Raw genomic sequence first — 14218 nt, 5'->3', positions numbered from 1 at the left:
AAATAGCAATTAGGAAACCAATTGATAATAAAACCTAGATACCAATAGGCTTTTCAAACTGTCACCTATCACCTATCACCTGTCACCTGTCAGCTATCCCCTTTCCCCTGCTATACTTTCTGCAATCACTGCTGGTGGGTGCAATTCACTAATGGGCGCAGGTTTCATATCTCGGTAGTCGAGGATTTGCACAACTATCAGGTAAGCAACAGCTAAGAGGATAGAAATCGCACCTGTAATAACGGCCACTATTTTTGAGCGATTCATAAGTATTTCCTACAAGTTAAGTTATTGTCTCGTTTCTATATCCACATTGCCATAAACTCAAGACTTATAGCAGTCAACAGTCAGCTTTTTCAAACGTTTGTCTGAAAAGATAATATCAATATTAGAACTCTGCTGGAATTAACTGTTATGTCCCTAACTGAAGAAATTCTTTCTCAACTACCAGGAAATGTTTTAAGCGGTCTACGCCGCACGGATAATATTTTAACATCCCTGCGAACAGACAACACACTCATACCTAACGTAGTTAAAGAAAATTCACAACCTTTAAACTCTGTGGAATGGGATGTAATTATTTCTGGTGGAACTTTAGGAATTCTCATTGGTTGTGCTTTAGCTGTGCGCGGTGTGCGGGTAGCATTGCTGGAAAGAGGAATTTTGCAAGGAAGGGAACAAGAATGGAATATTTCTCGCAAAGAATTGGAAGTATTTCGAGAATTGGACTTGCTAACAGCAGCAGAATTAGAAACAACTATTGTCACTAAATATAACCCCGCACGAGTCAGCTTTCAAGGTGGTACAGAAGTCTGGGTAGAAGATGTCCTCAACATTGGTGTAGATCCTATTTATTTACTGGAAACCTTAAAAACCAGATTTATCAATGTTGGGGGAAAGTTATTTGAAAATACACCGTTTAGCGATGTAGTTGTTCACCCAAATGGAGTTAAAATAAATAATCAATTCACAGCGAGATTGTTGCTTGACGCAATGGGAAATCTTTCACCAATTAGCCAACAAGCACGTCAAGGTAAAAAACCAGATGCCCTTTGTTTAGTTGTCGGAAGTTGTGCTGAAGGATTTCCTGAGAATAACTCTGGCGATTTGTTGTTATCTTTCACCGCTTTGCAAAATCAATGTCAATATTTTTGGGAAGCTTTCCCTGCAAAAGATGGTAGAACAACTTATTTATTTACTTACATGGATGCAAATCCACAACGCTTAAGTTTAGAAACTTTATTTGCAGAATATTTCCGTCTTTTACCAGAATATCAGGGCGTGGAACTTAGTCAACTGAAGTTTAAAAGAGCGCTCTTTGGTTTTTTTCCTAGTTATCGTCAAAGTCCTCTCCAAACTCCTTGGAATCGCATTTTACCAGTAGGTGATAGTAGCGGTAATCAATCACCTTTGAGTTTTGGCGGTTTTGGGGCTATGGTACGTCATTTACAAAGGTTAACATTGGGAATTGAAGAAGCATTACAAATAGATAAATTATCTGTCCAAGACTTGACAATATTGCAACCCTATCAACCGAGTTTAAGTGTAACTTGGTTATTTCAAAAGGCAATGAGTGTGGGTGTAGAACAAAAAATTGACCCAAATCAAATTAACCAACTTCTTTCAGTCGTTTTTCAAGAAATGCAACAACTAGGAACTCCAGTACTTAAACCATTTTTACAAGATGTTGTGCAGTTTGGAGCTTTAACACAAACATTGTTAAAAACTGGTTTATCTCATCCTTTGTTAGTTGCGAAGATAATTCCCCAAGTTGGTTTAGATAGTTTGCTAGACTGGATGTTACATTACGTTAACTTATGTATTTATAGTGGCTTGTTTTCTATAAATCCTATGTTCAAACCATTAGTTAATAATCTACCCATTCAACAACAATATTATTGGCATCGTCTAGTAGATGCTTGGAAATTTGGTTCTGGTGGTGATTATTCAGAATAATCATAGACTTTCAAACCGTGAAAAGTTAAGAATTCCTTAGCATAACCTTTGCCCTAATTACCTCCATCGGCTAAACTCAGAAATACTGCATTAATCCTGATCATGTCCGACTCCCAAACCGTCAGTGCTGCTGTAGCCAAACTCTACGACACCTACCCATTCCCCCCAGAACCCATCCTCGACGAACCACCACCAGGTTATAATTGGCGTTGGAATTGGTTAGCTGCTTACAACTTCTGCACCGGAAGAAAACCACCGCAGCAAAATATCCGCATTTTAGATGCTGGTTGTGGTTCAGGTGTCGGAACTGAATATTTGGTACATCTTAACCCCCACGCGCAGGTAGTCGGAATTGATTTAAGCGCAGGAACTTTAGAAGTAGCAAAAAAACGCTGTCAAAGTTCTGGTGCTGACCGTGTAGAATTTCATCATCTGAGTATATATGATGTAGAACAGATACCAGGAGAATTTGATTTAATTAACTGCGTCGGTGTTCTTCATCATCTCCCAGATCCGATTCGTGGTATCCAAGCATTAGCAAAAAAACTAGCCCCCGGTGGCTTAATGCACATTTTTGTCTATGGAGAATTGGGACGCTGGGAAATTCAACTCATGCAAAAAGCGATCGCACTCCTCCAAGGTAACAAAAAAGGTGACTACCGCGATGGTGTCCAAGTCGGAAGACAAATATTTGCTTCTTTACCAGAAAATAACCGAATTGTCAAACGCGAAAAAGAACGTTGGTCAATGGAAAATCAGCGAGATGAATGTTTTGCTGATATGTACGTTCATCCCCAGGAAACTGATTACAACATTGATACACTATTTAAATTAATAGACGCTTCCGGTTTAGACTTTGTTGGTTTCTCCAATCCCGGATTTTGGCAATTAGAAAAGCTTCTAGAAAAAGCACCGGAGTTAATTGAACGAGCCGAAGAATTAACAGAACGCCAACGTTTCCGCTTGATAGAATTACTGAACCCAGAAGTAACCCATTACGAATTTTTCCTCAGTCGTCCCCCCCTCACCAAAACTGACTGGTCAGCAGATAACATTTTATTAGCTGCAATTCCCGAACTCAACCCCTGCATAGATGGGTTTCCCAGTCAATGCTTATTTAACTACGATTACCAAATTGTTAACTTATCAACAGCAGAGTTTGAGTTTATGCAAAACTGTGATGCTTCTGCCACAGTGGCTGAGATTTTAGCCCAAGTCGAGCTAGACTTAGACGGAGTAAGACACCTCCTCAAGCAACAACTGCTCTTACTAACACCCAGCGAGAGGGCGTAAGACAAGTCAAAAGTCAAAATGTAGAAAAAAATCAATTCTTCTTCCTGAACTCCTGACTCCTGACTCCTAACCAAAAATAAGTTAATTGTTTTTTCCTAAAGTATTGTTACCAGATCGTGATATGATTCAGCTGACTGAATGTGCAGTCATCATAATCTAGCTGTACTAGTTTCAAGTCCTGTGAGCTTGTCAGAAGAATCAATTGCACCGACTCCGACAACAGAACAAGATGCTCAACTTGGTTTTGAAGACACAGAACCAGTAGACTCTTCCATGCAAGACTTCTATCAACTCTATCAGGAGTTGTTAGTAATCACACTTGTCCTGACAGGGGTTATTTTTATCTCTGTGTGGATTTCTTACTCCCTAAACATTGCCCTGAATTATTTGTTAGGGGCGTGTGCAGGTGTGCTTTACTTGAGGATGTTGGCAAAAGATGTTGAGCGTTTAGGCACAGAGAAACAATCACTGAGCAAAACTCGGTTAGCCTTATTAGTAGTACTGATTTTACTAGCATCGCGCTTAAATCAGCTACAAGTAATGCCCATATTTTTGGGATTTCTCACCTATAAAGCTACGCTCATCATCTACGTAGTTAGAGTGGCGTTTATCTCTGACTCCACAAAGCTCCGGCAACCTTAAAAAGGCTCCTCCTCTCCAGGTAATATTGGAGAAACGATTGAATTGGAAAGAAAATGCTGAATTTTCTGAATTTATACTCTGTTCCACTTGCCGAATTGGAAGTGGGTAAACATCTGTACTGGCAAATAGGTAACTTGAAGCTACATGGCCAGGTGTTTCTCACCTCATGGTTTGTTATTGGTGTGCTAGTACTAACTTCCGTCTTGGCAAGCAGTAACATCAAAAGAATTCCCAGTGGGCTACAGAACCTGATGGAGTATGCCCTGGAATTCATTCGAGATTTGGCGAAAAACCAGATTGGCGAAAAAGAATATCGCCCTTGGGTGCCATTTGTCGGCACTTTGTTTTTGTTCATTTTTGTGTCAAATTGGTCAGGGGCGCTAGTTCCTTTCAAGCTAATTCATCTGCCAGAAGGTGAACTGACAGCACCCACAAGCGACATCAACACAACTGTTGCCTTAGCTTTGTTGACATCCTTAGCGTATTTTTATGCTGGGTTCAGCAAAAAGGGTTTAGGGTATTTTGGCAACTACGTGCAACCAGTTTCGTTTATGTTGCCGTTCAAGATTATTGAAGATTTCACCAAACCCCTTTCCCTAAGCTTCCGTTTATTCGGTAACATTTTAGCTGATGAACTGGTGGTAGGAGTACTAGTTTTGCTAGTTCCCTTGTTCGTCCCCTTACCAGTAATGGCCTTGGGATTGTTTACCAGCGCCATTCAAGCACTAATTTTTGCCACTTTAGCTGCTGCTTACATCGGTGAAGCGATGGAAGATCATCATGGTGGTGAAGAGCATGAGGGACATCATTAGATCCCTCAGAAAATAATCATGAGTCATTGGTCATGGCTTATGAGCAACTGACAACTGACCAACTACAACACCTGTTCAACTGAGTAAAGTAAGGAAAGAATATCATGGATCCATTAGTTTCTGCTGCTTCCGTTATCGCTGCTGCTCTAGCTGTTGGTTTGGCTGCAATCGGCCCCGGTATTGGTCAAGGTAACGCAGCCGGACAAGCTGTAGAAGGTATTGCTCGTCAGCCAGAAGCTGAAGGCAAAATTCGCGGTACATTGCTGTTAAGCTTGGCATTCATGGAAGCGCTAACCATCTACGGTCTAGTAGTTGCTCTAGTGCTACTGTTTGCTAACCCCTTCGCATAATCATTGCTCAGTGCTGAGTAGTGAGTGCTGAGTGAAAAAGTTAGGAGGTTCGCTCCTAACTCATAACTCAGGACTCATAACTCAGGACTAAAATAGTAGATAGGAATAAGCAAACATGACACACTGGATCACCTTATTGGCTGTAGAAGAAGTTGCCAAAGAAGGGGGTTTGTTTGATCTAGATGCTACCCTGCCTTTGATGGCAATCCAGTTTCTAATCTTAGCCCTAATATTGAACGCAACTCTTTACAAGCCCCTGGGCAATGCGATTGATGGACGGAATGAATATATCCGTAGTAATCAATTAGAAGCTCAAGAACGCTTGTCAAAAACAGAAAACTTAGCACAGCAATATGAGCAGGATCTAGCAGGAGCTAGACGGCAAGCACAAACAATAGTTGCTGAAGCTCAAGCCGAAGCTCAAAAAATCGCTGCCCAAAAAATTGCCGCAGCGCAACAGGAAGCCCAGGCACAAAGAGAGAAAGCAGCTGGTGAAATTGAGCAGCAAAAACAACAAGCTTTAGATTCTTTGGAAGCACAAGTTGATGCGCTCAGTCGGCAAATGCTAGAAAAGCTTTTAGGAGCAGATTTAGTTAACCAGCGCTAACTCAAAAAATAGTCATTGGTCATTAGTCATTAGTCATTAGTCATTAAGTAAGACAACTGACAACTGACAACTGACAAAAAAGTTTTGGCAGCGCAGTTGTGGATGAAAAATCATGGGGACTTTTTTACTGTTGACGGCCGAAGCTAGCGCCGTCGGAGGTGAATTGGCAGAAGGAGGGTTTAGTCTAAACACAAATATTTTAGACACTAACCTGATTAACCTGGCCATTATTATTACTGTGCTGTTTGTCTTCGGACGGAAAGTTGTAGGTAACACCCTAAAAACTCGTCGAGAAAATATTGAAACAGCAATTAAGAGTGCAGAGCAGAGAGCTAAGGATGCAGCCGGAAAGCTCAAAGAGGCGCAACAAAACCTAGATCGAGCTACTGCGGAAGCTGAAAGAATTAAAAAAGCAGCCCAAGACAATGCCCAAGCTGCTAAAGAAGCTATTCTGGCACAAGCTGCTGTAGATATTGAGCGCTTGCAGGAAGCAGGGGCAGCCGACTTGAGTGCAGAACTAGATAAAGCGATCGCTCAATTACGTCAAAAAGTAGTTGCTCAGGCACTGCAAAAAGTTGAGGCGCAACTCAAGAGCGGAATTGCTGACGATGCTCAACAAGTTTTAATTGAACGCAGCATCTCACAATTGGGAGGAAATGTATGAAAAGTAATGCAGCAGCAGCCGAAATAGCCCAGCCCTACGCACAGGCACTGCTGTCGCTGGCGCAGTCGAAAAACTTAACAGAAGATTTCGGCACAGATGCGCGTACTTTCCTAAGCTTCTTTACAGTCAACAAAGAGCTTGAGATCTATTTGGGCAACCCTTTTATTCAGGCTGAAAACAAGAAGAGTCTGCTCAAACAAGTGCTTGGGGAAGGCGTTAGTCCCTACCTGCGTAACTTTTTGTTGCTGCTAGTTGACAGACGACGCATTTCTTTCTTGGAACCGATTTTACAGCAGTATTTAGTACTGTTGCGGCAGCTAAATCAAACCGTATTAGCCGAAGTTACTTCTGCCGTTGCTTTGACAGAAGCCCAACAGCAAGCAATTACAGAAAAAGTAATTGCCATCACCAAGGCTCGCCAGGTAGAAATACAAACGAAGATAGATAGCGAGTTGATTGGTGGTGTGATTATCAAAGTCGGCTCACAAGTAATTGACGCTAGTATACGTGGTCAACTACGTCGTCTTTCCTTGAGTTTAAGCAGTAGCTGAAATAATTCAAAATTCAAAATTAAAAATTAGAAAAACCTATTTTTAATTTTGAATTGTCTTGACTTCTTCCGTCTCGAAAGAAAACTAATAGCACGACAAATGAGTATTTCCATCAGACCTGACGAAATCAGCAACATTATCCAACAACAAATCGAGCAATATGACCAAGAGGTTAAAGTTGCTAACGTTGGTACAGTCTTACAAGTAGGTGACGGTATTGCCCGGATTTATGGCCTGGAAAAGGCTATGGCTGGGGAACTCCTAGAATTTGAAGATGGCACAATAGGCATCGCCCAAAACTTAGAAGAAGATAACGTGGGCGCGGTATTGATGGGTGAAGGCCGGGAAATTCAAGAAGGTAGCTCCGTAACTGCTACTGGTAGAATTGCCCAAGTAGGTGTAGGTGAAGCCTTAATTGGCCGAGTTGTTGATGCTTTGGGTCGTGCAATTGACGGTAAGGGAGAAATCAAAGCTTCAGAAAACCGTTTGATTGAATCTCCAGCACCAGGTATTATTGCCCGTCGGTCTGTACATGAACCGATGCAAACAGGTATCACCGCTATTGATTCCATGATTCCCATTGGCCGTGGTCAACGGGAATTAATCATTGGTGACCGTCAAACTGGTAAAACAGCGATCGCTATTGACACTATCCTTAACCAAAAAGGTGAAGATGTCGTTTGTGTTTACGTTGCTATCGGTCAAAAAGCTTCCACCGTTGCTAACGTAGTTCAAACCTTACAACAAAAAGGCGCAATGGACTACACCGTAGTTGTAGCCGCTAACGCCAGTGACCCAGCCACCTTACAATACCTAGCTCCCTACACAGGCGCAACCATTGCTGAGTACTTCATGTACAAAGGCAAAGCGACCTTAGTAATTTATGATGACCTTTCCAAGCAAGCACAGGCTTATCGCCAAATGTCCTTGCTACTCCGTCGTCCACCCGGACGGGAAGCTTACCCCGGAGACGTATTCTACATCCACTCCCGCTTGTTGGAACGTGCCGCTAAATTGAGCGATGAATTAGGTAAAGGCAGCATGACCGCCCTACCAATTATCGAAACTCAAGCCGGTGACGTATCCGCCTACATTCCTACAAACGTAATTTCCATCACCGACGGTCAGATTTTCTTGTCTTCTGACTTGTTCAACTCTGGTATCCGTCCCGCTGTAAACCCCGGTATCTCTGTATCCCGTGTAGGTTCTGCGGCACAAACCAAGGCAATGAAGAAAGTCGCCGGTAAGATTAAGTTGGAATTAGCACAATTTGACGACTTACAAGCTTTCGCGCAATTTGCTTCCGACTTAGATAAAGCCACCCAAGACCAGTTAGCACGTGGTGTCCGCTTACGGGAACTTCTGAAGCAGCCCCAAAACGACCCCCTCTCTGTAGCTGAACAAGTAGCGATTCTTTACGCTGGTATCAACGGTTATTTAGATGACATCCCAGCTAATAAAGTCACCGTATTCGCTAAAGGTCTACGTGATTACTTGAAGACCGTTAATACTGCATACTTCCAAGCAGTACAAGGCAAGAAAGTACTAGGTGACGAAGAAGAAGCAGCTTTGAAAGCCGCATTATCCGAGTTCAAGAAGACCTTCCAAGCAGCAGCGTAATCAAGGAGTCAGGAGACGCTTCGCAGACCTTCGGTTCAGGAGTCAGGAGTCAGGAGTCAGAAGTAAGACCCTTCCTCCCTTCCTGCCTTCTGAATTCTCAATTCTGAATTCTTGTGGAATATTATGGCTAATCTCAAAGCAATACGCGATCGCATTCAGTCGGTCAAAAACACCAAAAAAATCACAGAAGCCATGCGGCTGGTGGCTGCGGCACGGGTACGCCGCGCCCAAGAACAGGTAATTGCCACCCGTCCTTTTGCAGACCGCTTGGCACAAGTATTGTATGGCTTACAAACCCGTCTGCGGTTTGAAGACGTAGACTTACCACTACTGAAAAAACGCGAAGTTAAAACAGTAGGTTTGTTGGTAATTTCCGGCGACCGGGGTCTGTGTGGTGGTTACAATGGTAACGTTATCCGCAGAGCAGAAAATCGCGCGAAGGAACTTAAAGCCGAAGGTATAGACTACACATTTGTAACTGTCGGACGCAAAGCTACTCAATACTTTCAACGAAGAAATCAGCCTATTAATGCTAACTACAGCGGTTTAGAACAAATTCCTACCGCAGCAGAAGCTACTAATATTGCTGATGAACTACTTTCCTTGTTTCTCTCGGAAAAAGTAGACCGGATTGAGTTAGTTTATACCAAATTCGTTTCCTTGGTAAGCTCTCGTCCCGTGGTACAAACTCTGCTTCCTCTTGATACCCAAGGTTTAGAAGCAGCGGATGACGAAATCTTCCGTTTAACTACCCGTGGTGGTCAATTCCAAGTAGAACGGGAGAAAGTGGTCAGCCAAGTCCGCGCCTTGCCTCGTGATATGATTTTCGAGCAAGACCCTGTACAAATTCTTGATTCTCTGTTGCCATTGTATCTGAGTAATCAGTTATTGCGATCGCTCCAAGAGTCAGCAGCTAGTGAACTAGCAGCGCGGATGACAGCTATGAGTAACGCCAGTGAAAACGCCGGTGAATTGATTAAGTCCCTTTCATTGGTTTACAACAAGGCCCGTCAAGCTGCAATTACCCAAGAACTCCTAGAAGTTGTTGGTGGTGCTGAGGCTTTAACTTAATTTGGTAATAGGTGATTGGTAATGGGTAATTGTTAAATGAACCATAGCCAATCATCAATTACTAGTTTATTAATCTAAAAATTATACGTAAACAATTACTTGAAACTTTTATATTTAATCTATACTATAACCAGTAATTTGCAGTTCCAATATTATTTAATTTTGTTATAAATTACCTGAACATAAGCAACCTAAATAAACCAATTTTCAATCACCAAATCCTGAAAATCCTGAAAATCTGCCACATTGTTTGTGACTAAAATCAAATCATTGCAGAACGCAATACTCGCAATTTGTCCATCAATAAAAGCAGGTGTTTTACCAATTTTTGATAATCTAGCTCTTTCCTGTGCGTGCCGTTTTGCAGCATTGAGATCATAATCCAACACTGGCATTTTAGCAGGTATTTCTCCGATATAATCTTCTAAAAAGCGTCTTCTTCCAGATTCAGGAGGTAAACGTAAGCAACCAAATAATAATTCATGAATTATTACTGAAGCTGTAGATACTTCACCTTGATATTGATTCATTTTATCAACAACTAATTTATTGGGGATTTTTTTGTTAATTTCCGAAATAATATTAGGGTCTAAAAGAAAACGAAAACTCAAAGTTCTACCTCCCGTCCTGGACTGCGATCTCTAATATTTGCAAAATCCTCATCTGTAAATTCAATACCTTCTCTTTCCATACGTTCCCGAAATCGCAAGGTCATTTCCCAGAAAGTTTCACCATTAGGTTTAACATTTGGGTTTTTTACTGATAATTTATGTTTGAGGAATTGAATAAAGTCTAAAACCTCCTGTTGTTTATCTGCTGGTAATTCTCGGAAATCTTCTAAAACTGCTTGTTCAAGGGTCATAGTTTCACATTTACTATTAGGAATTGATTATATTATAAATGACATCAGCATTAATTTTTATTTTTTCCTCCATTTTTTTGTTTTTGTGCGTCTATTTCTGATTGATTATAATTGAAAATTTCAGGTTTTAAAGTAATTTTCTTGTACTTGTTCCTTTCTTTTTGACAAATGAGACTCAAGTACATTAAGCAGAAGAGTTTTATCTTCCACAGCTAAATCATCAAGAGATTTAATTATTTCCTGTAATGTCATCTTCAACATCTCTATGCGTCTACATATTCAAGAATTATCATGTTAAAAAATTATTCTTACCAAGAAAAATCTTCAGGGATTCCAAAATTATCTTCTAGTTGTTTCATATATTGATTTAGTTTTCTTAAAACATAATCAGCAAGATATCCGGGTGTATTGTTATTCGTATAACAAAACTCTAAGCAGATAAGTTTTTTATCTGTATCTACTAATATGTCAGGTCTGATATTTTCGAGATTGGGATGTTTTGTTTCGTATGTAAAATTAAATCCTGGTTGATCGCTAAGTGCATTTTGTAATGCTAAACAAATAGCATGATTAAAACGGTGATCACTTATGGTTTTTGTTGATATATCTTTATTAAATTGTTCAAAAGCTTGTTTGGCATTTTCTAATGCTGTTGGTACTGTACCACTTGAACGAGATCCGGGTCTAGTCGGAATATTTAATAATTGTAAATATAAAGGTGTTGTTTTCAGTGTGTCTTGAACAATCTTTTTCTGAAACCAGTGCTTTGGAACTATATATTTTCCTGTTTTATTTCCTTTTTTATCTTCTTGAAATTCAATTAACTCTTGTCTTGTAAGAGGAATTTTTGCATCATTTAAATAAGCAGCTATACAACTTACTAAAGCATTGGTAGGTAAATACATTATTTTAGTTGTTAGCATACGACTACTTAGAGCTAAAGTTAAACGTTGAGGTTTCCAGTCAGCCGCTCTTTGGTTGTTACCAATATATGCAAAAAGAGATTTATAATCTGCATTCCACATTTCATCAATTATATCTGGAGTCTGTTTTGCAAAACGAGCAACAACATCTTCAGCCTTTGGATAGGAAAATATAAACCAAACTTCTGTCGGCTTAGGAATAGATTTTACAATCTGAGATATATGATTAGTTCGTTTTTCCCAAAGACCTCTAACATCTTTTAAATATTCCCTAATTAAATGCTTTTCTTGAGGTTGTTGCTGGTAAGAAATTTTTAAGTCTTCAAAATCATGATCATTTAATTGAAAGTCATAGCAAGTTTTTGCCTCATTAAAAAACATAATTGTTTTTTTTGCAATATTAGGATATTCATCAATTGGTGGACCAGTAAAATTTATAACAGGTATTCTTCTATGAAAGATTGTACTAGAAACACTTTCAGCAAAATTTTGCATATTTTCTAGATCTTCCCGCTCTGTTACAGGCCAAATAATTAAAATTTCGTATTTTCGGAGATGTCTATTTAAGTCTCTGAAAAAAGCTCTAACATGATTTTCATCTTCGTCTTTTAAATTTTCTAAATAATCAATAACAATACATAATTTATCATTACTTTTATTATTTTCTGAGAAAAAATTAATAGCTTCTTTCTTGATTGTTTTAATTAATTCTTTAAGCTTTAATCCAGAATTATCTTCTTGTATTAATTCACTAGCATCAATTGAAATTATTTCTTTTATGGGAATATATTTCTGAAACTGTAATGAACTAATAAACGTAGATTTTCCTACACCTGATACTCCATACAAAAATAATAAATAACCATTATTTTTAATATCTGCTAAAACTTGAATAATTTGTTCTTCAAATTTTGTTACTGGAACAATTAGGTCAGGAAGTCTAGCTTTTTTTTCTTCGCTTTCCTTTAAAATTTCTTCATAAGTAAATGGTAAAAATAAGTTATCTTTTGTATTGATTACAAATTTTGGATGTATATTTTCTATTGTATTTGAGTTTTTTTAATCTATTTCAGAATCTAAAAAATCAGCCTTTTTTAGATTCTGTTGATTATTTAGGGACTGTGTACCATAGGATTGTAATTCATGGTTTATATTAAAATTTACTATAGATTGATCTTGGTTATTTTCTTTGTTGTCTTGAGAATCCAAAGAAGGAAATATTAAGTTTAATTCTAATTGATCATGATTGGGATTATTATTTTTCTTTCTTTTAGATTTAGACATATTAAATCAGTAAATTTATAAAAACAACAAAGCTATAATTTTATATTTCAGTTACGGCGATTCTGAAACATACCTTCTGTTGCGTCATATTATACCAAATTTTCTTTTAACTTAGGCATTTTTCCTATAATAATTACCTATGTTAAATCCTCGAAACCATCAATTTTATTAAATTTAGAGATAACACAGGGCTACTCATGGTGTATTCTAATTTTTCTTTTTTTAATTGTAAGTATCTTGAATTTGACTCCTCACCCAGTCTCTAAATTCTCTCACTAATTCCAAATATTTTTTACTACCAGAATTTTTCAAAAAATTAGAAATTTCTGTTAAAGGTAAATTAGGAAAAGCTAAACTCTCATCAACAACTATATATTTACCATCTTCTAAAATATTAATAGTAAATACATTACCATCATATCGCCAAATTTCCGGCACACCCATTTCTGCATAAACCGCAAAACGGTCTTTTGAACTGCTAGTAATATCAATCTCAACAACTAAATCAGGAGGAGGATCTTGTTGTAAATTAATTCTGGTTTTACCTTGAATGAACTTAACATTTTTGATATAGAAACATTTATCCGGTTCTGCACCACTTAATTCTGATTGTTTGAAAGTAGTAGAACCCAGTGGTTCAATGTCTAATTCTAGTTCTTCGGCTAAAGTTTCGACAAAGCGACCAGTAATTTCTTTATAACGTTCATGTTCAGGTGAAGGAGCCATAATTTCTAAATTACCCCGATAATAAGTTAAGCGGAGACGACGACTGGTACTGAGTTCATTTAGCAAACTCTCATAAGTATGCCAACTAATCCCTGATAAATGGACAATTTCTTGCGGTTGCATCAGAATTTGGCTAGTCATGGCGTATTACTATACCTGTAAAATATCTATCTCTACCTTTAATTTAGTCCAAAAATAAAATAGTTATCCCTTTTATTTGTCAACTTGCAAAATGGCGTACTATAATAAAAGTGTGAAGCACATGGGGCTTTAACGGTTTCGACAGGTTGGCGAAAGCTTCTCTGTGATTCAGGTCGAGAGCGAGTCACCTCTCGGAAATCAAAGACTCGAAAAAAAAGTAAATGCGAACAATATCGTAAAATTTGCTCGTCGGGAAGCTCTAGTAGCAGCCTAAGAAACCTCTTTCAGGTTCGAGCGTCTTTAATTTGACTCCGTTAAGGATTAAAGACCTAACCCCAACGGATGCTCCAACAAACGTTCTCTGGTTGGTTTGGTGGCTAAGATTAAATCAGAGCATCCTACGTTCGGGATAATGAACGATTCCCGCCTTGAGGGTCAGAAAGGCTAAACCTGTGAACGAGCGGTGGGTTAATACCCAATTTGGACATGGGTTCAACTCCCATAAGCTCCATTTCAAATAATTAACCAGTCCACTTGCACTTTTATGTGTGGGTGGATTTTGGTTTATGGGCAAATCAAAAGCACTTTCCCTCAGAATCATATTATGTCTGGTTGAATACTTATCATTTAGACTGACACGGAGACAGGGAGACGCGGAGATTTTTTTTGATAAATGATTAGGCGAACATGATATCAGTTGTTGCGCCTGCAAATTG

General features: G+C 39.0%; 16 protein-coding genes and 1 other RNA gene. 11 read left to right on the top strand and 6 right to left on the bottom strand.

The genetic code is table 11. The features are described from left to right. Nucleotides 1-93 precede the first annotated feature (93 nt). Nucleotides 94-267 carry a hypothetical protein gene (locus A9Y75_RS28510; RefSeq protein ID WP_177176188.1) on the bottom strand — a complete coding sequence of 58 codons (174 nt, stop codon included), beginning with the start codon at nucleotides 265-267 and terminating at the stop codon, nucleotides 94-96. A gap of 147 nt (nucleotides 268-414) precedes the next feature. Here A9Y75_RS28510 and A9Y75_RS14100 point away from each other — a divergent pair, with 147 nt between their 5' ends. From A9Y75_RS14100 to A9Y75_RS14055, 10 genes are all read left to right on the top strand, one after another. Then, a complete protein-coding gene (locus A9Y75_RS14100) occupies nucleotides 415-1956 on the top strand; it encodes an FAD-dependent oxidoreductase (protein ID WP_071190198.1) in 1542 nt (513 codons plus the stop codon). A 102-nt stretch (nucleotides 1957-2058) separates the two neighbouring features. Beyond that, on the top strand, nucleotides 2059-3249 hold the full coding sequence (locus tag A9Y75_RS14095; protein ID WP_071190197.1) for a class I SAM-dependent methyltransferase: 1191 nt from the start codon (nucleotides 2059-2061) through the stop codon (nucleotides 3247-3249). 180 nt (nucleotides 3250-3429) lie between these two features. Beyond that, complete coding sequence (locus tag A9Y75_RS14090) at nucleotides 3430-3891, top strand: ATP synthase subunit I (protein ID WP_071190564.1); 462 nt, start codon at nucleotides 3430-3432, stop codon at nucleotides 3889-3891. Between the two features lie 53 nt (nucleotides 3892-3944). Next, nucleotides 3945-4703, top strand: coding sequence for a F0F1 ATP synthase subunit A (gene atpB / locus A9Y75_RS14085; RefSeq protein WP_071190196.1), 759 nt, complete (start codon nucleotides 3945-3947; stop codon nucleotides 4701-4703). A 104-nt stretch (nucleotides 4704-4807) separates the two neighbouring features. Continuing rightward, the gene (gene atpE, locus A9Y75_RS14080; RefSeq protein WP_015206126.1) at nucleotides 4808-5053 is read left to right on the top strand and encodes an ATP synthase F0 subunit C; all 246 of its coding nucleotides are present in this window, start codon (nucleotides 4808-4810) and stop codon (nucleotides 5051-5053) included. A gap of 115 nt (nucleotides 5054-5168) precedes the next feature. Beyond that, the gene (locus A9Y75_RS14075) at nucleotides 5169-5660 is read left to right on the top strand and encodes a F0F1 ATP synthase subunit B' (protein ID WP_071190195.1); all 492 of its coding nucleotides are present in this window, start codon (nucleotides 5169-5171) and stop codon (nucleotides 5658-5660) included. Between the two features lie 112 nt (nucleotides 5661-5772). Beyond that, a complete protein-coding gene (locus A9Y75_RS14070; RefSeq protein WP_071190194.1) occupies nucleotides 5773-6324 on the top strand; it encodes a F0F1 ATP synthase subunit B in 552 nt (183 codons plus the stop codon). Then, nucleotides 6321-6875, top strand: a complete 555-nt coding sequence (gene atpH / locus A9Y75_RS14065) for an ATP synthase F1 subunit delta (protein WP_071190193.1) — start codon at nucleotides 6321-6323, stop codon at nucleotides 6873-6875. The genes A9Y75_RS14070 and atpH overlap by 4 nt, the downstream gene beginning before the upstream one ends. 99 nt (nucleotides 6876-6974) lie before the next feature. Next, on the top strand, nucleotides 6975-8495 hold the full coding sequence (atpA, locus tag A9Y75_RS14060; protein WP_071190192.1) for a F0F1 ATP synthase subunit alpha: 1521 nt from the start codon (nucleotides 6975-6977) through the stop codon (nucleotides 8493-8495). Between the two features lie 123 nt (nucleotides 8496-8618). Then, nucleotides 8619-9566 (top strand): F0F1 ATP synthase subunit gamma, encoded by a 948-nt coding sequence (locus tag A9Y75_RS14055; RefSeq protein ID WP_071190191.1) that lies wholly within the window; start codon nucleotides 8619-8621, stop codon nucleotides 9564-9566. Nucleotides 9567-9757: 191 nt separating this feature from the next. Here the strand turns inward: A9Y75_RS14055 and A9Y75_RS14050 are convergent, their stop codons facing one another. The 5 genes from A9Y75_RS14050 to A9Y75_RS14030 form a co-directional block, all read right to left on the bottom strand. Continuing rightward, on the bottom strand, nucleotides 9758-10177 hold the full coding sequence (locus tag A9Y75_RS14050) for a type II toxin-antitoxin system VapC family toxin (protein WP_071190190.1): 420 nt from the start codon (nucleotides 10175-10177) through the stop codon (nucleotides 9758-9760). Further along, on the bottom strand, nucleotides 10174-10428 hold the full coding sequence (locus A9Y75_RS14045) for a DUF2281 domain-containing protein (RefSeq protein ID WP_071190189.1): 255 nt from the start codon (nucleotides 10426-10428) through the stop codon (nucleotides 10174-10176). The genes A9Y75_RS14050 and A9Y75_RS14045 overlap by 4 nt, the downstream gene beginning before the upstream one ends. A 308-nt stretch (nucleotides 10429-10736) precedes the next feature. Continuing rightward, on the bottom strand, nucleotides 10737-12200 hold the full coding sequence (locus tag A9Y75_RS14040; protein WP_201788417.1) for an ATP-binding protein: 1464 nt from the start codon (nucleotides 12198-12200) through the stop codon (nucleotides 10737-10739). A 210-nt stretch (nucleotides 12201-12410) separates the two neighbouring features. Further along, nucleotides 12411-12635, bottom strand: a complete 225-nt coding sequence (locus tag A9Y75_RS14035; protein ID WP_071190187.1) for a hypothetical protein — start codon at nucleotides 12633-12635, stop codon at nucleotides 12411-12413. A gap of 222 nt (nucleotides 12636-12857) precedes the next feature. Then, on the bottom strand, nucleotides 12858-13502 hold the full coding sequence (locus A9Y75_RS14030; RefSeq protein WP_071190186.1) for a Uma2 family endonuclease: 645 nt from the start codon (nucleotides 13500-13502) through the stop codon (nucleotides 12858-12860). A gap of 123 nt (nucleotides 13503-13625) precedes the next feature. On the opposite strand from A9Y75_RS14030, the gene ssrA reads away from it, so the two are divergent. After that, nucleotides 13626-14016, top strand: a transfer-messenger RNA (tmRNA) gene (gene ssrA / locus A9Y75_RS14025). Nucleotides 14017-14218: the final 202 nt, after the last annotated feature.

Origin of the sequence: Trichormus sp. NMC-1 (genome assembly GCF_001858025.1) — a bacterium.
In the GTDB taxonomy this organism is placed as follows: Bacteria; Cyanobacteriota; Cyanobacteriia; order Cyanobacteriales; family Nostocaceae; genus Anabaena.
The sequence above is the reverse complement of the archived record's forward strand: the minus strand, read 5'-3'. Positions and strand labels throughout refer to the sequence as shown.